This is a genomic window from Sphingomonas rhizophila, from assembly GCF_014396585.1.
Lineage (GTDB): Bacteria > Pseudomonadota > Alphaproteobacteria > Sphingomonadales > Sphingomonadaceae > Sphingomicrobium > Sphingomicrobium rhizophilum.
This window is the reverse complement of record NZ_CP060717.1, coordinates 1,259,950-1,279,995: the sequence shown is the minus strand read 5'-3', so window position 1 is coordinate 1,279,995 and position 20,046 is coordinate 1,259,950. Positions and strand designations below refer to the sequence as shown.

Below are 20,046 nucleotides of genomic sequence, written 5' to 3'. Positions count from 1 at the left end.
CAAGCGGGATGGACGCCATTGTTTACGACAGGTGGGAAGAGGCTTAGGCCTCTTCGCCGCCTTCCGCTTCCGGCGTTTCGCCTTCGGCTTCGTCTTCGCCAACGGTCGGGACATCGGCCGCTGACGGCGTCTCGTTGTCGCCTTCCTCGGACTTCATCGCCGACGGGGCGACGATGGTTGCAACGGTAAAGTCGCGATCATCGATGGCCGACTTGGCGCCCTTCGGCAGCTTCACCTGGCTGATGTGAACCGAATCACCGATCTCGAGGCCGGTCAGGTCGATTTCGATCTGTTCCGGGATTTCGGCCGCGTCGCAGACGAGTTCCAGGTCGTGACGGACGATGTTGAGGACGCCGCCGCGCTTGATGCCCGGGGCGTCTTCGTCGTTCAGGAACACCACCGGCACGTTGACGTGAACCTGGCTATGTTCGCCGATGCGAAGGAAATCGACATGGATCGGCCGGCTGGTGACCGGGTGGAACTGAACGTCCTTGGGCAGCGTGCGGTGCGGCTTGCCGCCGGCATCGATCATCACCACGGTGTTCATGAAGTGGCCGGTCGAGAGCATCTTGGTCAGAAGCTTTTCCTCGACGTGGACCGAAAGCGGTTCCTTCTTATCGCCGTAAATCACGGCGGGCACCCGTCCAGTCCGGCGCAGTTCGCGGGAGGCTCCCTTGCCAGCCCGTTCGCGCGCTTCGGCGGGCAGCGTCAGCTGTTCGCTCATGTCGCTATTCCTTCGTAAAAAATCAGTGCGTTGATTGCCGCCCCACGCCTCCAGGGATGACCATGAGGGAGCAAGCGCGCCTATAGAGAGACACGCCCCGGAACACAAGGCAGGTTGGCCTGGCTGATTCGGGTCGCCGCGATGCCGCGCGTGGCCAGCACATGCTGGACACTGTCGCTGCCCGTCAGGTGCCCTGCGCCGACCGCGACGAACACGGTTCCGGGGCGGTCCAGCCGCTCGCGGATCCACGAGGCCCAACGCACATTCGGCTGCGCGATCAGCGAATCATACACCGTCGGCGCCCGGGATTTCAGGCCGGCGAGCATGATATCGAACGCACCGCCGTCGCCGGTCCTCCAAGCGTCGAAAAGCGCGGCCATCGTCACCGGCTTTGTCGCAACCGCAGGGGCGGGGGCGACGGGAGCGGGCGTCGCGCGGATGTTGGCGAGGCGCGTCAGCTGTTCGGTGAAATCCTCGAGCCCGCTGACCTTCTTGCCGCCGTCCTCGGCCATCCGGCGGAGAACGGCGTCGGCTCCGTGGTCGGTCGACATGCCGCTCTGGGCGGTCGCCGATCGTGCGGATTTCAGATAATCGGAGCGGGCCGCACCGGCTGTCGCCGCGCTTTGCCTAAGGGTGCGGGGATCGGTCGGCACGATCGTCTCGAGTACCAGTTCGTCGGAGCCATCGAATGCCGCGCGGACCGAATTCTCCATCCAGACTGTACGCTGGTCGAGGGAGTGGAACGTACCGAACAGATAGATGGTCGTATCGGCGTCGCGCACAATCCACATTGCGGGGGTTGCGCGGATTATCTCAGGAGGTGGGAGTGGGGCCGAACCCGATGCCGCCGGCGCGATGGCGGGCGTCAGCAGCGCCGCCGCGAAGGCGAGAAATCCGAAGTGACGTCTCCGTGCCGGGCACGCCATCGCTGGCTGGCCCGCAACCCCATGGTCCATTGGCGACCCCCGCCGGTTTGAGGAATAGAGGGTCACCGCAATTGGGTTAACAATCAATTGGCCACGTGAGGAATTCACGCAAATTCCGACAGAATTTCAAAGCTGTCGCTTATTGGACACGGTAATTGGCCTTGAGCCGCTTCGACCTGATCCCCCGCTTTTTCAGGAATTGCTGGACGCTGTCCGGCCCGGCCAGGTGACCGGCGCCGACCGCCATGAAGACGGTGCCGGGCTGGTCCATACGGCGGTCGATCCAGTCAGCCCATTCGCGGTTACGGTCGACCAGCAGCAACCGGTAGAGTTCCGGGCTGTCGGTGTCGGCGGCGCGAAGCTCCGCCGCGACCCGGTCGGCATCGCCGCGGCTCCAGGCCGCGACGAGCCGGCCGATGTCCTGATTGATCTTGCTGCCCCCTTCGCCGAGCGTTTGCTCGAGAAGGGCGATCTGCTTGGGTTCGTCGAGCGCGGCGAAGAAGCTCATCTGCTTGTCCATCGTTTCGACCGCGTCGATCCGCTTGCCCTGCGCCGTTGCCTGCTTGCGAAGGACGGCTTCCGCGCCGGCCTCCGCGGTAAAGCCGGCCTGGTTGAAGTCGAGCGAGCTCAGCATGATCGACGCAAAGAACGGCTTGTAGAGGTCAAGGTGCTGCGGCTTGAGGTTATGCCGCTTGAGCGCCGCTGCGAGCGCGGCCTGATACTTCGGCGCCAGCTTCGACGTCAGCGTCCGGCCGCTCGTGTCGATGGCGTATTTCGACAGCAGCGGCATCAGCTCCGCCGGATTGTCTGGCGTGATGACTTCCAGCACCAATTCGCTCGACGCATCGAAGGCGGTCTTCACCTCATCGTTCAACCAGTCCTGCTTCCCGTCCAGCGCGTGTACCGTCCCGAACAGGTAGAGAGTCGTATCCTTGTCCTTGACCATCCAGATCGCGGGGTCCGCGTCGGGCAGGGCGGTCGTGGCGGCAAGGCCCGGCGCGGCGGCGAGCCCCGCGAGGGCAGCGATCGATCGGATGAACTTTTTCAGCATAGGTGCCGTCTACCTAGGTACGGGTTAGCGAATGTTGAACCGTCAGCGGGCGTCCCACTTGCGCTTGCCGTAGGCGGCAAGGCCGATCACCAGGGCCGCAAGGTAGATCGCCCAGTCGTTGGGCTCCGGCGTGACCTTCGCCTTGCCCAGTGCCCACCAGGCCGGAAAGATCACGGCATAGGCGGCGTAGGCCGCCACCGAGCTCCACAGATTATCGACCAGTTCGATCTCGTCGATCGATCGGTAGAAGCGCCAGCTCCCGTAGAGCAGGCCGCCAACCGATAGTGCGACGAGCGCAACGACCAGCCATTGCGGCACCATGGTCCAGAACGCGTCGAAGTCGCCCCGTGATTTGCCGAAACCGAAACCGACCCCGAAGCCGAGCGGTGCGCCGAAAGCCCCAACGATCATCAGGTTGCGCCAGAATTTCCTGCGCTGCTCGGCATGCAATTTCTCACCCTCGGTCATGACCCGCTCCATCGTCGAACACTCCCTCGATCGGCAGTTCGAACAGCCGGGCGATGCGGAACGCGAGCGGCAGCGACGGATCGTGCTTGCCGGTCTCGATCGCATTGACGGCCTGGCGCGACACGCCAATCCGCCCGCCCAGCTCCGCCTGGCTCCAGCCGCGCTCAGCGCGAAGGACCCTCAATCGGTTGTTCAATTCCTGTCTCCAACCCGACTCGATGTCAGGTTATGCTGACAAAGTGTCAGTGATTCGCGACACTGTCAAGATAAGCTGACACTATGTCGGGACAAGGTGACAAATCGGGCGTCGCTTGCTCTTGCGCGGAAGCGTCATTAGGGCCGCTGGGCATGGCGCTCAGCTTCCAAGACCTGATCCTGACCCTTCACCGCTATTGGGGTGCGCAGGGCTGCGTGATTCTTCAGCCCTACGACATGGAAATGGGGCGGGGACATTCCACCCCGCCACCGTGCTCCGCGCGCTCGGTCCCGATCCGTGGAAGGCGGCGTACGTCCAGCCGTGCCGCCGGCCGACCGACGGCCGCTATGGCGAGAATCCCAACCGGCTGGGTCATTATTACCAGTATCAGGTGATGCTGAAGCCGAGCCCGGAGAATCTCCAGGAACTTTACCTCGGTTCGCTCGACGCGATCGGCATCGATCCGCTGAAGCACGACATCCGTTTCGTCGAGGACGATTGGGAAAGCCCGACGCTGGGCGCCTGGGGCCTCGGCTGGGAAGTTTGGTGCGACGGGATGGAGGTCACCCAGTTCACCTATTTCCAGCAGGTCGGCGGCTTCGACTGTAAGCCGGTCGCGGGCGAGCTGACCTACGGGTTGGAACGGCTGGCGATGTACATCCAGGGCGTCAACAATGTCTTTGACCTGAAATTCAACGACGCCGCAGTCACTTACGGCGATGTCTTTCTCGACAATGAGAAGCAGATGTCGAAGTGGCATTTCGAAGTCGCCGACACCGAGGCGCTGTTCGACCTGTTCAGGAAGGCGGTCGCCGAAAGCGAGAATAGCCTGAAGGCGGAAGTGCCGATCGCGGCCTACGAACAGGCGATCAAGGCGAGCCACATCTTCAACACGCTGCAGGCCCGCGGAGTCATCTCGGTCGCCGAGCGGCAGGCCTACATCGGCCGGGTCCGCGACCTCGCCAAGGGCGCCTGCCAGTCGTGGATGGCCTACAAGGGATATGCAGCGTGAGCGCGGACTTCCTGCTGGAACTGCTGAGCGAGGAAATTCCGGCGCGGATGCAGGCGCGGGCGCGCAACGACCTGTCGCAGCGCTTCGCAGAGGCGCTGGCGGCGGCGGGGCTCAGCCATGACGGCATTACCGCCTTCTCGACGCCGCGCCGCCTGGCGCTGATCATCAAGAGTCTGCCGCTTCAGACCGAGTCGGTGACCGAGGAGCTGAAAGGTCCGCGCACTTCCGCGCCGCCGCAGGCGCTGGAGGGTTTCCTTCGCAAGACCGGGCTCAACCAAGACCAGCTCGAGGATCGTGACGGCACTTGGTTCGCGCGGATCGAGAAGGCGGGCAGGGCGACGTCGGAGGTTCTACGCGAGAGGATTCCGTCGATTATCTTCCAATTCCCTTGGCCGAAATCGATGCGGTGGGGCCAAGATTCAGTCTCTTCAGAATCGCTTCGGTGGGTGCGTCCCTTACATAATGTGATGGCTATACTCGGAAGCGAGCACCTACCGATCGATCTAAGTTCGTGGGGCAATGTATTCGCTGACGCCGAAGGTCAGATAGCCGGAGTTGAGCGAGCATTCTCCAAGGTCACTAGCCTTCCAACGACGCTCGGCCATCGCTTCCATCATCCGGGCCCGATCACCATCGGCGGCGCGCATGACTATGTCGAAAAGCTGCGCGCCTGCCACGTCATCGTCGACCAGGACGAGCGCGAGGCGATGGTCCGCGACCGCGCCAACGAACTGGCGGAGGACGCGGGCTACCTGCTGGTCAGGGACGAGGGGCTGGTGGTCGAGAACGCCGGCCTGACCGAATGGCCGGTGCCGCTCTTGGATCGTTCGACCCCGATTTCCTCGACGTGCCGGAGGAGGTCATCCAGCTTACCGCGCGCATCAACCAGAAATATTTTGTCTTGCGCGATCCGGCCGGCAAGCTGGCGCCGCACTTCATCTGCACCGCCAACATCGACGCCAACGACGGCGGTGAGGCGATCGTCGCCGGCAACGAGCGCGTTCTGGCCGCTCGGCTCAGCGACGCGCGTTTCTTCTGGGAACAGGACCTCAAGATCCCGCTCGAAGAACAGGCACGAAAGCTCGAGCAGATCGTCTTCCACGAAAAGCTTGGCACCGTCGCCGACAAGGTCGAGCGGGTGGCCAAGCTCGCCCGGTGGCTGGTCGATCGAGGCATCGTCGACGGCGCCGACCCCGAGCAGGCCGAACGAGCGGCGCGCCTGGCCAAGGCCGACCTCGTGACCGGGATGGTCGGGGAGTTCCCGGAACTGCAGGGCGTCATCGGCGGCTACATCGCCCGCGCGCAGGGCGAACCGGACGCGGTCGCCGACGCCGTACGCGATCACTACAAACCGGTCGGTCAGGGTGATGAGGTCCCGACACAGCCCGTCACGGTCGCTGTAAGTTTGGCGGACAAATTAGATACTCTGATAGCGTTCTTTGGGGCGGGCATGACTCCTTCAGGGTCGAAAGACCCATTTGCCTTGAGGAGAGCGGCTCTGAGTACTTTGAACCTGCTCGTCGCGAATGGTTTAAGGATGCACCTGCTTGATGCCTATTTAGAGTCGGGCCTTAAGCTAAGTGAACAAATCGCGCGTCGAGTGACAAAGCCTCAGATATCAGGCGATTTTCGATCGCTCTCGAAGCTTGGCTTACGGCCGGACAGCGTTGATCGAGAAGCATATCTCCGACAAATGTTCAGCGACCTCGGGCTGGCCGATCTGGCTGACAGAATGCTGTCCGGCGAAGGTCTTCTGATGGCTTTTTTGGCCGACCGCCTCAAGATTCAGCAGCGTGAGGCCGGCGTCCGTCACGACCTCATTGACGCCGTGTTCGCCTTGGGTGGTGAGGACGACTTCGTCCGCTTGCTTGCCCGAGTAAACGCGTTGCAGGCGTTCGTCGAGACAGGCGGGGGCGCAAACCTCCTCGCCGGGTACAAGCGCGCGGCGAATATCCTCAAGAAGGAAAATTGGGACCTGCCGCGAGTCATGGCGACGCGGGGCGAGCAGGGGATTCCGCAGACTGGCGAGGAAGACCCGCTGAGCGAGGTCGAGGAGCCGATCATCGCCGAGGCCGTGGCCGATATGGCGCGCGGATCGGCGACGCCAAGCGATGGCCCGACAGAGGAAAGGACTCTGATCGCTGCCCTGGACCGCGCCGAGCCGACCGCAGCCGCCGCCGTCCAGTCGGAGGATTTCACCGGCGCGATGGCCGCGCTGGCATCGTTACGTGAACCGATCGATGCCTTCTTCGACAAGGTGACAGTCAACGACGCCGACCCGGATGTCCGCAAGCACCGGCTCAACCTGCTGGCGCGCTTCCGCGACGCCGTTCACAGCGTCGCGGATTTCTCGAAAATCGAAGGCTGACTATTCGCGACGGTCGTCAATGCCGTCGCCATCGCGGTCGAACAGCGGTCGGTCGGCCGGCGTCGTTTCACGCGCCTGCTGCTTCAGCGCGGCGGCACGAAGGCTGTCCTGTTCCCGCCAGTCCTTCTCACGCTCGGCATAGGTGTGCTCAAGCTCTTTGCGGCGATCGACTTCGCTGTTGTAGCGCTGCTTCCACTTGCGGCCGCCTCCGGAGAACAGGAAGCCGCCGATCAACAGGCCGAGGACGAAGATCAGCGCGACGATGACCCATTGGTCGGTGGTAAAGTTCAACATCTGAAACCCCTGCAAGATCGATATCGGGGGTTAAGCGCCTGTCGCCCGCATGCGTTCCCGAAACGAAAAACCGCCGCCACTCGCGAGGAGTGACGGCGGCTCTCCCACCCACCAGGAGATGTTGGTCCTAGCCGTTGATGAAGCTGTCCGAAATCGAGCAGGCCGCCGGCCCGAGGATGACGATGAACAGCGTCGGCAGGATGAAAAGGATCAGCGGAACGGTCATGATCGCCGGAAGGCGCGCGGCCTTTTCTTCGGCGCGCATCATGCGTTCGTTGCGGAATTCCGCCGACAGCACGCGCAGGGCCGAGGCGAGCGGCGTACCGTATTTTTCGGTCTGGATCATGGTCGTGACCACGCCGCGGACAGCCTCCAGATCGACGCGGGTCGCCAGGTTTTCGAAGGCCTGGCGGCGCTCGGCGAGGAAGCCCAGCTCGATCGCGGTCAGGCCGAATTCGTCGCCAAGCTCCGGATAGGCCTTGCCCAACTCCTTGGCGACGCGGTTGAACGCGGCGTCGACGGTCAGGCCGGCTTCGGCGCAGATGACGAGCAGGTCGAGCGCGTCGGGCAGGCCCTTGCGGACCGCGTCGCTGCGCTTCTTGCACTTGTTCGACAGCCAGATGTCCGGCGCCTTGTAGCTGATGCCGATCGTGCCGGCGACGAACATATACTTCTTGAACGCGCCCCAGGCGGGGAAGAAGTCGACGACGTAGATCAGCAGGATCGCGCCGATGCCCAGCACGACGGGCAGGACGAAACGGGCGAAGATGACGAAGAACGCCAGGTCCTTGCTGCGGATACCGGCCTGCATCAGGCGGATCTGCGTCTTCTTGATCTGGTCGTCCTGCAGCATCTTGAAACTGGACAGGACCCGCGAACCCGGTCGGCCGCCTGGTTCTTGTTCGTCAGCTTCTTGCGCTTGTTGGTCGAGGCGACGATGCCCGCCTTGAGCTGTTCGCGGCGGTCGTTGAGCGCCTTCACGCGGCGGGCCATTGGGTCCTTGACCGTGGTCGCGGCGTAGATGGCGGTCAGGACCGCGAACGTGGCGATCGCGCTGAGCAGGGTAGCGACCCAGATGACGTCGACGCCGAGAAGTGTGGGATTGCCCATCGTTACTGTCCCTTAGATCTCGAAGTTGACCATCTTGGCCATGATGAAGACGCCGATCGACATCCACAGCAGGCCGCCGAGGCCGGCCACGATCAGGCGCTGGTCGGAGAAGAAGCCACCCATGTAGCCCGGGTTGATCATCCACACGAGGCTGAAGACGATGAACGGCAGCGAGCCGACGATCATCGCCGAAGCCTTCGATTCCGAGCTCATCGCGCGGATCTTCAACTTCATCTGGGCGCGCTTGCGGAGCACGTCGGCCAGGTTCGACAGCGTTTCGGCCAGGTTACCGCCGGTCTCGCGCTGGATAGCCAGCGTGATGACGAAAAACTGGAATTCCGGCGTGCCGAGACGGTCGGCCGTATCCTGGAGCGCGGCTTCCATGGTGCGGCCGATCTTCATCTTGTCGCTGACCATGCGGAATTCGATCCCCACCGGACCGGGGATTTCGCCCGACACGATGCCCAGGGTTTCGGTGATCGGGAGACCCGAGCGAAGACCGCGGACCATCAGTTCGATCGCGTCCGGGAAGTTCGAATTGAACTTGGCGATGCGCCGCTTGATCATCTTGCCGATGACGAAGTGCGGTACGCCGATGCCGACGAAGGCGCCGAGGAAGAAGGCGAGGAAGAAGGGCGCGCCCTTGAACATGAGGACGGCCATGGTGAGGACGCCGAGACCGAGCGACATTGCGCCGTATTTGGCGAGCGTGATGTCCTTGCCGGTTTGCTCGATGCGCTTTTTCAGGAGCGCGGGCTTCGGGATCAGGGTCGAGGCCAGGCCTTCCGCACGGCTCTGGCGCTGGGCCATCAGCTTGCGGATCTGCGCCTGCGCCGTCGCCGCGAGGACGCCGCCTTCTCCGTGACGTTCACGAAGTGCTTCGACACGGCGCTTGAGCGCCTTGCGCGGGTTGGGACCGCCCAGCGCCGAAGTGGCGAGGTACAAGGTGCCGCCCAGGCCGATGACCATCAGAATTGCGAACAGCATCTTCTCGTGTCCCGTCCGTCCTCAAAGCGGGGAGGGCGCCGTCGCCGACGGCCCTCCCGCAATCATTGTTAGGCCGCCTTGGCCTTCGGCTTGGCCAGCATCGACTTCAGGTTGTCGACCAGGCCCTTGCCGGCCGCGGCGCCCTTGATCTCCGCGTCCGCCACGTCGTCGCTGGCATGGCTCAACACCATGTTGGTCAGCTGCGTGAACGGAGCCGCCAGCTTGCCGGTGGCGATTTCCGCCATCGGCTTGCCAAGCTTCGCCGCCTGCGCCGCGATCTTGCCGTCCTCGGGAAACACGATGTCGACACCGCGTTCGATCGACTGCTCGAAGTCCTTGCGGCTGATCTCCAGCGCGCCGCCCGAAGGCTGGCGGTTGGCGACCACGACCACCTTGGTCTGCGGCGCGTTCGACTTCAGCCAGGCGAGGATGCGGATCGTGTCGCGCGTCGCCGCCAGGGTGAGCTCGCTGACCACGACCGCGACATGGGCGTCATGCACCATGTGCGGATACTGGATCAGCATGTGACGCGGCAGGTCCATGACCGTCGATTCGAAGGCGTTCTTCATTTCTTCCTGAAGTTGGAAGAAGGCCGTGCCGTCGGTGATCATCGGCTGGTTGATCGGCGCTTCGGCCGACAAAACCGACAGACGCTCGTTGGCACGAACCATGGCGCGTTCGATGAACAGGCCGTCGATACGGCTCGGATTCTCGATCGCGTCGGTCAGGCCGCGGCCCGGCTCCAGGTCCAGCGCCAGGGCGCCGGTGCCGAAGTGGACGTCGAGGTCCAGCAGCGCCGTCGAACGGTGCGCCTTTTCACCCAGCAACCACGCCAGGCTGGTCGCCAGGGTCGAGGCGCCGACGCCGCCGCGAACGCCGATGACGGCGGTCATCACGTGCGGCTTGTCGGCCTGAGCCTCGCCGCGCGGGCCGGACAGGATCGACTGGGCATGCGCGAAGGTGTCGCGCAGCTGGTCGACCGTGAACGGCTTCAGCAGGTAGTCGTGGATGCCGCTGGCGACGAGGTCGCGGTAAAGGCGGACGTCGTTCACCTGGCCGGCCGCGATGACGATCGTCCCCGGTTCGCAGACTTCCGCGAGCGCGTTGATGTCGTTGAGCGGGTCGGCCGATTCAGTCAGGTCGACGAACAGGATGTTCGGGCTGGCCGACACCGACAGCGACTGGACCGCGTTGCGCAGGCCGCCCTTGTTGACCTTTTCCGGCGACCAGCCGTGCTCGACCGCCACCGGGCGGAGCATGTCCGCGGTCGCGTCATCGCAGACGAACGCCGTGAAAGGATCACGCAGTCCGGCGCGGGCCTGAAACGGAGCGTTCATTACTTGCTTCCTTTCGAGGTGGTGACGTCCTTGAGGCCGGTTGTGCCGGTCGGCGGAGTCTTGCGGTAATAATCGATCGCCTTGACCGCGCTCCGGCTGTCGCCGAGGCCGCTGCCTTCGCGCCCGTGGACCAGGTCCTCGGGGTTGGCGACCATCGCGGCCAGGTTGCCGTTCACGCCGCAACCGAAGTTGCTCATCTGGTTGTTGCCGAAGTCCGGGGTCGAGGAACGCGACCAGTCGGGGCAGCCGGGAACCGAGGCACGGGCCCGGGTGACGACCACGCGGACATAGCCCGGGGCGACCTGGCCGGCCGTCAGGGGCGCGCCGGCATTGAGCAGCAGGCCATAGTTGCCGGCGATCCGGGCGACATCATCGCGCGCCATGCCGGCATAGCTTCCGTCGATGTAGACGTTGTCACCGTAGCCGAGGTCCATCGAGCGGAACCAGCCGTCGAGGCGCGCGGCCTCGGTCGGCGACAGCGACCCGTCCGGAGCGGCCAGGTCGAGCGCATAGTCATGGCGCGACACGACCGGGACGTTGACCGAGGCAACACCGCGCGAGGGATGATCATCATTCCCACCCGTGACGCAGCCCGACAGGGCGGCGACGGCGGTGAGGAGGGCGAGGGTACGGCTCATCGGAGCATCCTTTCCTTGGGCGCGGGCGATCACAGCTTGAACCCCGGAGCGGCAGCCGCAGCGACCGGCTTGGTCGCGACCGCCTGGGGAACGACGCCGCGCGGACCCGACGTACCGGTGAAGGTCTTGCCTTCGCCGACCATGCTCGGGAACGTCGGGGAGCGATAACCGTCGGCCGGGGTGGCGAGCTGGTGCGAGACCGGCTTCACTAGGTACGGTGTGACGATGATCACCAGTTCGGTTTCCGCCCGGCGATAGCTGGTCGAGCGGAACAGCGCGCCGAGGATCGGCAGGTCGCCGAGGAACGGTGCCTTGTCGATGCTGTTGGTGTTGGCGTTCCGCAGCAGGCCGGCGATCATGAAGCTCTGGCCCGAGCCGAGCTCGACCGTCGTTTCCGCACGGCGCGTGGTCAGCGCCGGGACGTCGAAGCCGTTCAGCTTCAGCGATCCTTCGCTCGACAACTCGCTGACCTCCGGGCGGACGCGCATCGAGATGCGGCCATCGGCCAGAACGATCGGCGTGAAGGCGAGGCCAACACCATATTGCTTGTACTCGATGGTGACCGACCCGAGATCCTGCGAGATCGGGATCGGGAATTCACCACCGGCGAGGAAGCTGGCGGTTTCGCCCGACAATGCGGTCAGGTTCGGTTCGGCCAGCGTCGTCACCAGGCCGTCGCGCTGGGCGAGATCGAGCGACGACAGGATGTCGGCGCCGAACAAACGGCCGGCGATCGAAATGGTGCTTCCAATCGGGCTGCGGATCACACGTGACGGGGCGCAGTCCTCGGCGCAGTCGACCGGCGGAAGGCTGATGCCCGACCCCTGGGCGACACCAAACTGGATGTTCGAGCCGTTGGTGGAATTCAAAAGGTTGACGCCGATCTGCTTGAGCAGCGAGCGGTTCACCTCGGCGATGCGGACCTTCAGCGTAACCTGCAGCGGGGTGGCCGAGCGCAGGCGGCTGACCACTTGCGTGCCTTCGCCGACATAAGCCTGCACCAGGCGCTGGGCTTCCGAAACGTCGTCCGGCGAAGCAACCGTGCCCGTCAGGAGGACGAGGTTGTTCATCGGGGTGGCCTGGATGTTCGCTTCCGGCATCGCCAGGCGCAGCATCTCACCGACCGAGCCGACGCCGGTGCCGACGCGGACGTTGGCGGCGTAGACTACGCGGCCCGCCTTGTCCGTGGCATAGACGGTCGTCTCGCCAGCCGACTTGCCGAACACGTAGAGCTGGGTCGACGAACGGACCTGGACGTCGGCGATGTTCTCGTTGGCGACGAACACGTCCGTCATCGGCGAGGACAGGCGCACCAGCGTTCCGGTGTTCTGCGACAGGTTGAGCGTTTCCGACGGGCGCGCCGAAGACGCGGCAACGGCGGGGGTGGCAACGGTCAGGCTGCCGGCGGTGAGAGCCAGCGCGGCGAGGGCAGTGCCCAGGTACGCGCGGCGGCGGGTCGTGATGCGGTTCATCTTAGCGGGCTCCCACGGGAACGAGCGAAACGGTATTGCCACGAGCCACGCGGACGACCGGACCGGTGTAGACCGGGCGGCGTTGCCGGACGGAGCCGAAGCGCGGGCGGCGGCAGCGGCGGCGAAGCCCGAGCCCGGCGTCGCGGGGACGCTGCGGCGCTGGAAGCGCGAGACATCGCCACCGGTGGTGAACGTGGTGTTGGAGTCGTTCGGACGGTTGGCGACGGCCAACAGCATCCGGCGTTCGTCGACCGGGTTGGTGCCGGCCGGGACCTTCACTTCACCGGCGGCAACCGCTCGCTCCAGCTCCGACGCATTGTCGGCGATCGAGCGGAGCGACAGCGACAGCGAACCCATCGACTGGGCGACGGCGATCTTTTCCGCGATGCGGGGGGTCGCCTCGAGCGTGACGTTCTCCGAATATTTGGCTTCCATCTTGCCGTCTTCCGACTTGCCGTCGATGCGCTGATCGGTGGCGAGGACGCGGAGGTTGCGGACGATGGTTTCGGACACCTTCAGCGGCTGGCCTTCGCCACCACCGATGACTTGCTGGGTCAGCACCAGGTCGACCCGATCGCCCGGGAAGACGAAGCCGGCGACGCCGCTGGCCTTGGTCACGGGGACGGTGACGGCGCGCATGCCCGGGCCAAGCGCCGCGGCGAGGAAGCCACGGTCGTTCGGACCGACCAGCGAACCGCGGGTCAGCGGCTGGCCCGCGGTGATCGGATTGCGGACCACCGTGCCGATCAGCTTCTGGACGTCGCCGTCGGGCGAGCCTTCCGCGTAATAGGCGTTCTGGACGAGTTCCTTGGGCCATGCCTGGTAGGCGAGGCTCTCGGCGTCGATGATCGTGCCGACGGGCAGGGCCTTGCGAGCCACCAGCACCTTCGGACCCATCGGCACCGCGGGAGCAGCGGCGGCCTGTTGGGCGCCAGCCCCCGAGAACATGTTCTTGGCCATGACAGCGGTAACCACCGCGATGACCAGCGCTCCTACGAGCAGCGCAACCTTCTTAACGTCCATGGCGAGTACGCCTCCCCTCAAGGGTCCTGTTCAATCCTGCCCGTTCATCCGGCAAAATGGTTAAGAAAGCGTTGGGCGAGTAACCAAAGTCCGGCGAACGCGATGGCGACGCCGTACGGCACCTCCGGACGTTCCTCGGATTCGGCACCGGCGGGCGCTTTCGACCCACGTGACTTGTGGTGAATGTAGGTGGCGAGGCTAACCACGCCGCCGGCCAACGTCGTCAGCACGAAGAAAGTGATCGTCGTCTTCCAGCCGAACCACAGCGCGACCGCGCCGACCATCTTGACGTCGCCGCCGCCCATCCCGCCGAGGCAGAAAAGGCCGTAGAAGACCAGGAAGATGGCGAGCGCCGCGGCAATGCGAAGCGCGACGTCGGGCCACAACTCGATCCCCGCCGACCACCAGAAGACCGGCGCCAGCAACGCGATGGCGATGTTGAGGGGGTCGGGGATGGTCCGCGTGCGCAGGTCCCATACGGCCGCCGCGAGCAACATCAGGGCCAGTGTGATCAGCAGCAATTCGGTAAACAGGTCGTTGGTCATGACGTTGAGACCTAGACGAGGCTGCTTATCAAACCGTAACCAACCCGCGATGAGCATCGCCAACGCTTCGGATTCCCTTGACGTCCTGATTATCGGCGGCGGGATCGCGGGCGCGAGTTTGGGCGCCCTGCTGGCGGGCGAGCGATCCGTCCTGATCATCGAAGCGGAAGATTTGTGCGGCCGCCACGCGACGGGGCGATCGGCGGCATTCTGGCAAGCCAGCCTGGGCGGTGACACGCCCGAACGCCGCCTCAGCCTGTTGTCGAAGCCGATGTTCGACGCGCGATGGCCGGGGAGCGATGTTCCCTTGCTCCGCCCGCGCGGCGCGCTTCACCTGACCAGCGCGGGCATGGACAATTTCGAGGAAATCGGAGACTTGAGCGGTGACGACCGCCCCAAGCGTCTCGACCGGACGGAACTCGACGGGAAGATCGACGGACTTCGCGAACAGTGGACCGGCGCCTGGTTCGAACGAAGCTGCGCCGACATCGAGGTAGCGGCCTTCCACGCGGCCTGCCTGGCCGCCTTCCGGCGAGGGGAGGCACTGTCCGGACGGACTCAGGCTTCCTCGGTGCCACGAAGCTTCCCGGGGTTGGGCTGTTGAAACAAGCTCGGGGCGGATTGACGCCAAGGTGATCGTCAACGCCGCCGGCGCCTGGGGCGATGACGTCGCCCGGCGAGCCGGAGTGGCACCGCTGGGCTTGCAACCGAAGCGCCGGACGGTCGTGCAACTGCGGGTGGGGCGGGGCGGGCTCCGCGACGTTCCTTTCGTCACCGACTCGCACGAAAGCTTCTATTTCAAAGGGGAAGGCGACCGCAGCGTCTGGGTCTGCCCGCTTGACGAGACGCCGGTCGATCCCTGCGACGCGGCACCTGAGGAAATCGATGTCGCGACCGCGATCGACCGGTTCGAGCGTGCGGTCGACTGGCCGGTCGAAGCCGTCGAGCGGAAATGGGCGGGACTGCGAACGTTCGCGCCGGACGGCCGAATGAAATTCGGATTCGATCCCGACGAGCCGACGTTCTTCTGGTGCGTCGGGCAGGGCGGAATGGGCATCCAGACCGCGCCGGCGGCCTCACTTCTCTGCGCTCGGCTGATACTCGGCCAGCCGCTGGGTAGGGAGCTCGAGGGAATCAACGCGGCCGACTTCGCGCCGCGATCGCTGCGCTAACGCCGCTTGCTCGCCTCAAGGCAGGCGAGCGCATCGACCCGCTCGTTCTCGGGATGGCCGTCATGGGCCTTGACCCAATGCCATTCGACCCGGTGCGGCTCGACCGCTTCCAGAAGCGACTGCCACAGGTCGGCGTTCTTCACAGGCTTCTTGTCGGCCGTCCGCCAGCCGTTGCGGCGCCAGCCATGGATCCACTTCGTAATTCCGTCGCGGACGTAGGCACTGTCGGTCGTTAGGGCCACGCGGCACGGCTTCTTCAGCGCGCGCAGCCCTTCGATCGCTGCCATCAATTCCATTCGATTGTTGGTGGTCGGCGTCTCGCCGCCCGAGATTTCCTGCTCGCGGTTGCCCGAACGCAGCAAGGCCGCCCAGCCGCCGGGACCGGGGTTGCCCTTGCAGGCGCCGTCGGTGAAGATTTCGACCGTGGGCAATTCGGCCTTGGGCTCAGGCAACGAGCGCTCGCGGCAGCTTGAACGTCAGGTTCTCCGGGACGTGCTCCGCCTCGCGCTCGACGATCTCGAACCGTTCGGCGAGCGTGTCGACCAGCTCGCGGACAAGTATTTCCGGTGCCGACGCGCCCGCGGTCAGGCCGAGGACCCTCGGCGTACCCAGCCACTCCCAATCGACCTCGGTCCCGCGCTGCACGAGCCGTGCCGGAACCCCCATGCGCTCGGCCGCCTCGACCAGTCGCAGCGAATTGCTACTGTTGGGCGCACCGATGACCAGCATCTTGTCGCACTGCGGCGCGATGGTCTTTACCGCTGCCTGCCGGTTGGTGGTCGCGTAGCAAATGTCCTCGCCCTTGGGCGCGCGGATCGCCGGGAAGCGATCCTGAAGCGTCGCGATGATCTCCGCCGTGTCGTCGACGGACAGGGTCGTCTGCGTCAGGAACGCGAGGTTGGACGGGTCGTCGATCGCCACCGTTCGCGCGTCCTCGACGGTCTCGACGAGCGTCATTGAGCCTTCCGGGACCTGCCCGAAGGTGCCGATGACCTCCGGATGCCCGGCATGGCCGATGAACAGGATCTGGCGCCCCGCTTCGATCAACCGCTGCGCCTGGCGATGAACTTTCGACACCAGCGGGCAGGTCGCATCGACATATTCAAGGCCTCGTGCTTCGGCTGCGGCGGGCACCACCTTGGGAACGCCATGCGCGGAAAATACGACCGGTCGGCCATCCGGCACCTGGTCCAGTTCCTCGACGAACACCGCGCCCATGCCGCGCAGCCGGTCGACGACGAAGCGGTTGTGGACGATTTCGTGGCGAACGTAGACCGGCGGTCCGAAGCGATCGATCGCCAGTTCGACGATCTGGATAGCGCGGTCGACGCCGGCACAGAATCCGCGCGGCGCGGCAATGATCAGGTCGAGGCGTGGTTTGGGGAGAGCCATGTCGGGCGCGATGTAAGCGATTGCTTGCAGCCAGCCAAGGCGCTTCCTATGGATGGCGCCGAATTCAATCAGTTCGTGCGCACCGCCGCCGTTGGAAGGGAAATCCCCTAGTGAAAGTTCGCAGCTTCGTTCTCGTCGGCCTCGTCCTCGCCACCGCCGCCTGTGGTGAAAAGCGGATCGAAGACGGCGGCGTCTACATTACTCGCTCGGTTTGCCCGCAGGTTGCGGTGCCCGCGGCGACCAACGATGTGACCTTGTTCGATCCCCAGGGCCGGGCTGACGCGGCCGCGATCGACGTGGTGGCGACGATCACGAATGTCCGCGCGACCTGCGATGATGCGTCCAGCCAGATTCTGTCAAACGCGACGTTCGACGTTGTTGCGACGCGTCGGGATGCCGGGCCCGCACGGACCGTTGCGCTTCAGTATTTCGACGTCGCGATGCAGGGCGGCACGCAGGTCGTCGCCAAGCGCATCGGCACCGTCAACCTGACCTTCCCGGCCGGCAGCCAGCGCGCTCGCGCGCAGGGACAGGCGGCGATCCGAGTATCGCGCGCGGCGGTCACGCTTCCGGAAGATATCCGCCAGAAGCTGACCCGCCCGCGTAAGGCCGGCGAGGTCGACGCGGCGGTCGACCCGATGACCGACCCCGCCACGCGCGCCGCCGTTGCCCGCGCGACGTTCGAGCATCTGATCGGTTTCCAGCTCACCCAGGAGCAGCTTCGCTACAACGCGACGCGCTAGGCGCCCGGCTCGCACGGTGCAGCGTTGACTCCTCAGCGCCGCGCCGCCAAGGCTTGCCCCGTCACCGGCGGCGCCCTTGGGCAAGGCCGGGAGGACGCGCGGGAGAGTGTCCGGACCGCAAGGGCCGGACCGCCGAAGGAGCAACCGCCCCGGAATCTCTCAGGCAGGCAGGACCGCGCGCGCCTGACGCTCTGGAAAGCGTCCTTGGGTTTCTCGCCCATGGACCACCGAAGGGGTAAGCGGCTGTCGAAGGCCGTGAAAGCTCTCAGGTCGCCGCGACAGAGGGGGTCCGATTTGAAACGCGCGCCGGCCGATGTGCCGTCGCGCCGGACCAGGCGATGCGCGAATGGAAGACGAACAACAGACCGTAGCCAAGCTGCCGCTCGACCAGTGGCACCGCGATCGTGGCGGCCGGATGGTGCCCTTTGCGGGTTATGAGATGCCGGTGCAGTACGCCGACGGCATCATGGCCGAGCATCTGTGGACTCGCGAGAACGCCGGCCTGTTCGACGTCAGTCACATGGGCCAGCTGATTTTCACCGGGCCGAATGTCGATCGCGCCCTGGAAACCCTGCTGCCCGGTGAGTTGATGCTGCTCAAGGACGGCCGACTGCGCTATTCGCAACTGCTCGACGACAACGGCGGGATCATCGACGATCTGATGGCTACCCGCCGTGGCGATCATTTCTATGTCGTCGTGAACGGCGCGACCAAGGCCGGGGACATCGAGGTGTTCCAGAAGCGCCTGCCGCGCGACATCGTCATGGACCATATGAAGGAACAGGCGCTGCTCGCGCTCCAGGGTCCCAAGGCCGTCGACGTGCTCGATGCGATCGCGCCCGGCGTTTCCGAATTGAGCTTCATGCAGGGTGAAGGTTTCCGCATCGCCGATACCCCCGCGTGGATCAGCCGGTCGGGATACACCGGGGAAGATGGGTTCGAGATTTCGGTTGCCGCGAATGCCGTTGCGCGCGTCGCCGATGCGATTCTGGCCGATGAGCGGGCCCGGCCCATCGGTCTTGGCGCGCGCGACTCGCTTCGCCTGGAGGCGGGGCTCCCGCTCTACGGGCACGACCTCGACACGAATACGACCCCGATCATGGCCGACCTCGGCTTTTCGATCGGCAAGCGCCGTCGGGTCGAAGAGGCCTTTCCGGGCGCTGCTCGGATCCTGAGCGAGATCGCCGACGGACCAGTACAGAAGCGCGTCGGCCTTTTCGTCGAAGGCCGCCAGCCGGTCCGTGAAGGCGCCCTCATCCTCGATGGCGAAGGCAATGAGGTCGGCCGGATTACCTCCGGCGGTCACTCGCCGTCGCTCGGTCGCCCGATCGCCATGGGGTATGTTGCCAAGGCGCTGGCCGAGGCGGGCACGGCCCTGAAGCTGGAACAGCGCGGCAAGTTGTTCGAAGCCACGATCACGCCGATGCCGTTCGTCCCCCATCGCTACCATCGCAAACAGGGAGCCTGAATCTCATGACCCTCTATTTCACGCGTGAACATGAATGGCTCCGGGTCGACGGCGACGTCGCCACAGTCGGTATTTCGGACCATGCCCAGCATGCGCTTGGCGACATCGTCTTCGCCGAGGTGCCGGATGCCGGACGCAGCCTCAACAAGGGCGACGACGCGGCGGTGGTCGAGTCGGTCAAGGCAGCGAGCGACGTCTACGCGCCGGTCGCGGGCGAGGTGGTCGAGGGCAATGCGGCGCTGGCCGACGACCCATCGCTCATCAACCGCGACCCGGAAGGTGAAGGCTGGTTCTTCAAGCTGAAGCTGTCCGATCCGTCGGAGCTCGACGGCCTGATGGACGAGGCCGCGTATCGCGAGTGGGTGAAGACGCTCTGAGCGACGTCATCGCCTCGACGTCCCAGTGGGATGCGGGCGATTACGCCCGCGTCGGCGGGTTCGTGCCGGCCCTTGGGCAGGCGGCGCTCGAACTGCTCGACCCGCAACCGGGCGAGCAGATCCTCGACATCGGCTGCGGTGACGGCACGCTGACGCTGAAGATCCGCGAAGCCGGAGCGGACGTCGTCGGGATCGACAACAGCCTCAGCATGATCGGCGCGGCCCGGGCCAAGGGCCTCGACGCGCGGCTGATGGATGCCGCCGACCTCCGCTTCAGCGAGGCGTTCGACGCAGCTTTCTCCAACGCCACGCTTCATTGGGTGCTCGACAAGCATCGCGCCGCCCGGGCCATTTGGTTCGCGCTCAAGCCTGGCGGTCGTTTCGCCGGCGAGATGGGGGGAGACGGCAACCTGGGCGCACTTCGCCGGGCGCTGGACGACGAACTGGTCGCTCGCGGATTCGGCCCGCCCAGCTATGCCTCCAACTGGTATCCGACGGTCGAGGAATTCGTCGAGGTCTACGAAGGCGCCGGCTTTCGCGACGTCGATGCCCGGCTGATCGAGCGGCCCACGCCACTCGAGCATGGCGTTGCCGCCTGGGTTACCACCTTCCGCGCCGGATGGCTCGACCGCGCCGGTGTGCCGCTCGACGAACGTCCTTCCATCGCCGAGGCGGTCGCCGACCGCGTCGGTTCCAACATCGCCGACTATGTCCGGCTCCGCTTCATCATGAGGAAGCCATAA

19 protein-coding genes, 4 pseudogenes and 2 riboswitches are annotated in these 20,046 nt (G+C 65.2%); of the genes and pseudogenes, 8 read left to right on the top strand and 15 right to left on the bottom strand.

The window, feature by feature from the left end:
* Positions 1–43 precede the first annotated feature (43 nt).
* The 5 genes from H9L12_RS06440 to H9L12_RS06420 all read right to left on the bottom strand — a co-directional run bounded on the left by H9L12_RS06440 (position 44) and on the right by H9L12_RS06420 (position 3,365).
* Positions 44–724, bottom strand: a complete 681-nt coding sequence (locus H9L12_RS06440) for a 50S ribosomal protein L25/general stress protein Ctc (protein WP_187541055.1) — start codon at positions 722–724, stop codon at positions 44–46.
* A gap of 80 nt (positions 725–804) precedes the next feature.
* On the bottom strand, positions 805–1,515 hold the full coding sequence (locus H9L12_RS06435) for a TraB/GumN family protein (protein ID WP_187543088.1): 711 nt from the start codon (positions 1,513–1,515) through the stop codon (positions 805–807).
* 274 nt (positions 1,516–1,789) lie between these two features.
* Positions 1,790–2,701, bottom strand: coding sequence for a TraB/GumN family protein (locus tag H9L12_RS06430; protein WP_187543087.1), 912 nt, complete (start codon positions 2,699–2,701; stop codon positions 1,790–1,792).
* 42 nt (positions 2,702–2,743) lie between these two features.
* Positions 2,744–3,169, bottom strand: a complete 426-nt coding sequence (locus H9L12_RS06425) for a hypothetical protein (RefSeq protein ID WP_187543086.1) — start codon at positions 3,167–3,169, stop codon at positions 2,744–2,746.
* Positions 3,156–3,365, bottom strand: coding sequence for a helix-turn-helix transcriptional regulator (locus H9L12_RS06420; protein WP_187543085.1), 210 nt, complete (start codon positions 3,363–3,365; stop codon positions 3,156–3,158). Before H9L12_RS06420 ends, H9L12_RS06425 begins: the two co-directional genes overlap by 14 nt.
* A gap of 83 nt (positions 3,366–3,448) precedes the next feature.
* Here H9L12_RS06420 and H9L12_RS06415 point away from each other — a divergent pair.
* Both H9L12_RS06415 and glyS read left to right on the top strand, forming a co-directional pair.
* A pseudogene (locus H9L12_RS06415) lies at positions 3,449–4,377 on the top strand (glycine--tRNA ligase subunit alpha).
* 47 nt (positions 4,378–4,424) lie between these two features.
* Positions 4,425–6,745, top strand: a pseudogene (gene glyS, locus H9L12_RS06410) (glycine--tRNA ligase subunit beta).
* Here the strand turns inward: glyS and H9L12_RS06405 are convergent.
* From H9L12_RS06405 to H9L12_RS06370, 8 genes and pseudogenes are all read right to left on the bottom strand, one after another.
* Complete coding sequence (locus H9L12_RS06405) at positions 6,746–7,039, bottom strand: hypothetical protein (RefSeq protein WP_187543084.1); 294 nt, start codon at positions 7,037–7,039, stop codon at positions 6,746–6,748.
* Positions 7,040–7,166: 127 nt separating this feature from the next.
* A pseudogene (locus H9L12_RS06400) lies at positions 7,167–8,149 on the bottom strand (type II secretion system F family protein).
* A 12-nt stretch (positions 8,150–8,161) separates the two neighbouring features.
* Positions 8,162–9,136: a type II secretion system F family protein gene (locus H9L12_RS06395; protein WP_187543083.1), complete on the bottom strand. Its 975-nt coding sequence runs from the start codon at positions 9,134–9,136 to the stop codon at positions 8,162–8,164.
* A gap of 68 nt (positions 9,137–9,204) precedes the next feature.
* Complete coding sequence (locus H9L12_RS06390; protein WP_187543082.1) at positions 9,205–10,473, bottom strand: pilus assembly protein CpaE; 1,269 nt, start codon at positions 10,471–10,473, stop codon at positions 9,205–9,207.
* On the bottom strand, positions 10,473–11,111 hold the full coding sequence (locus H9L12_RS06385; RefSeq protein WP_187543081.1) for a CpaD family pilus assembly protein: 639 nt from the start codon (positions 11,109–11,111) through the stop codon (positions 10,473–10,475). The genes H9L12_RS06390 and H9L12_RS06385 overlap by 1 nt, the downstream gene beginning before the upstream one ends.
* A gap of 29 nt (positions 11,112–11,140) precedes the next feature.
* Positions 11,141–12,406: a type II and III secretion system protein family protein gene (locus H9L12_RS14420; RefSeq protein ID WP_425506817.1), complete on the bottom strand. Its 1,266-nt coding sequence runs from the start codon at positions 12,404–12,406 to the stop codon at positions 11,141–11,143.
* 178 nt (positions 12,407–12,584) lie between these two features.
* A pseudogene (gene cpaB, locus H9L12_RS14415) lies at positions 12,585–13,606 on the bottom strand (Flp pilus assembly protein CpaB).
* A gap of 44 nt (positions 13,607–13,650) precedes the next feature.
* Positions 13,651–14,151, bottom strand: coding sequence for an A24 family peptidase (locus H9L12_RS06370; RefSeq protein ID WP_187543079.1), 501 nt, complete (start codon positions 14,149–14,151; stop codon positions 13,651–13,653).
* 49 nt (positions 14,152–14,200) lie between these two features.
* Here H9L12_RS06370 and H9L12_RS13915 point away from each other — a divergent pair, with 49 nt between their 5' ends.
* Both H9L12_RS13915 and H9L12_RS13910 read left to right on the top strand, forming a co-directional pair.
* A complete protein-coding gene (locus H9L12_RS13915; protein WP_281399809.1) occupies positions 14,201–14,755 on the top strand; it encodes an FAD-dependent oxidoreductase in 555 nt (184 codons plus the stop codon).
* A gap of 28 nt (positions 14,756–14,783) precedes the next feature.
* A complete protein-coding gene (locus H9L12_RS13910; RefSeq protein ID WP_281399808.1) occupies positions 14,784–15,323 on the top strand; it encodes an NAD(P)/FAD-dependent oxidoreductase in 540 nt (179 codons plus the stop codon).
* Here H9L12_RS13910 and rnhA read toward each other — a convergent pair.
* Complete coding sequence (gene rnhA / locus H9L12_RS06360; protein WP_187543078.1) at positions 15,320–15,775, bottom strand: ribonuclease HI; 456 nt, start codon at positions 15,773–15,775, stop codon at positions 15,320–15,322. The two genes, H9L12_RS13910 and rnhA, sit on opposite strands and share 4 nt — an antisense overlap.
* The gene (gene ispH, locus H9L12_RS06355; protein ID WP_187543077.1) at positions 15,768–16,715 is read right to left on the bottom strand and encodes a 4-hydroxy-3-methylbut-2-enyl diphosphate reductase; all 948 of its coding nucleotides are present in this window, start codon (positions 16,713–16,715) and stop codon (positions 15,768–15,770) included. The genes rnhA and ispH overlap by 8 nt, the downstream gene beginning before the upstream one ends.
* Positions 16,716–16,825: 110 nt before the next feature.
* Here ispH and H9L12_RS06350 point away from each other — a divergent pair, with 110 nt between their 5' ends.
* The 4 genes from H9L12_RS06350 to H9L12_RS06335 all read left to right on the top strand — a co-directional run bounded on the left by H9L12_RS06350 (position 16,826) and on the right by H9L12_RS06335 (position 20,046).
* Positions 16,826–17,458, top strand: coding sequence for a hypothetical protein (locus H9L12_RS06350; protein WP_187543076.1), 633 nt, complete (start codon positions 16,826–16,828; stop codon positions 17,456–17,458).
* Between the two features lie 89 nt (positions 17,459–17,547).
* Positions 17,548–17,644, top strand: a riboswitch (glycine riboswitch).
* A 3-nt stretch (positions 17,645–17,647) separates the two neighbouring features.
* Positions 17,648–17,742: riboswitch (glycine riboswitch) on the top strand.
* Positions 17,743–17,804: 62 nt separating this feature from the next.
* Positions 17,805–18,926 (top strand): glycine cleavage system aminomethyltransferase GcvT, encoded by a 1,122-nt coding sequence (gcvT, locus tag H9L12_RS06345; protein ID WP_187543075.1) that lies wholly within the window; start codon positions 17,805–17,807, stop codon positions 18,924–18,926.
* Positions 18,927–18,931: 5 nt separating this feature from the next.
* A complete protein-coding gene (gene gcvH / locus H9L12_RS06340) occupies positions 18,932–19,303 on the top strand; it encodes a glycine cleavage system protein GcvH (RefSeq protein ID WP_187543074.1) in 372 nt (123 codons plus the stop codon).
* Positions 19,285–20,046, top strand: a complete 762-nt coding sequence (locus H9L12_RS06335; RefSeq protein ID WP_246450669.1) for a class I SAM-dependent methyltransferase — start codon at positions 19,285–19,287, stop codon at positions 20,044–20,046. Before gcvH ends, H9L12_RS06335 begins: the two co-directional genes overlap by 19 nt.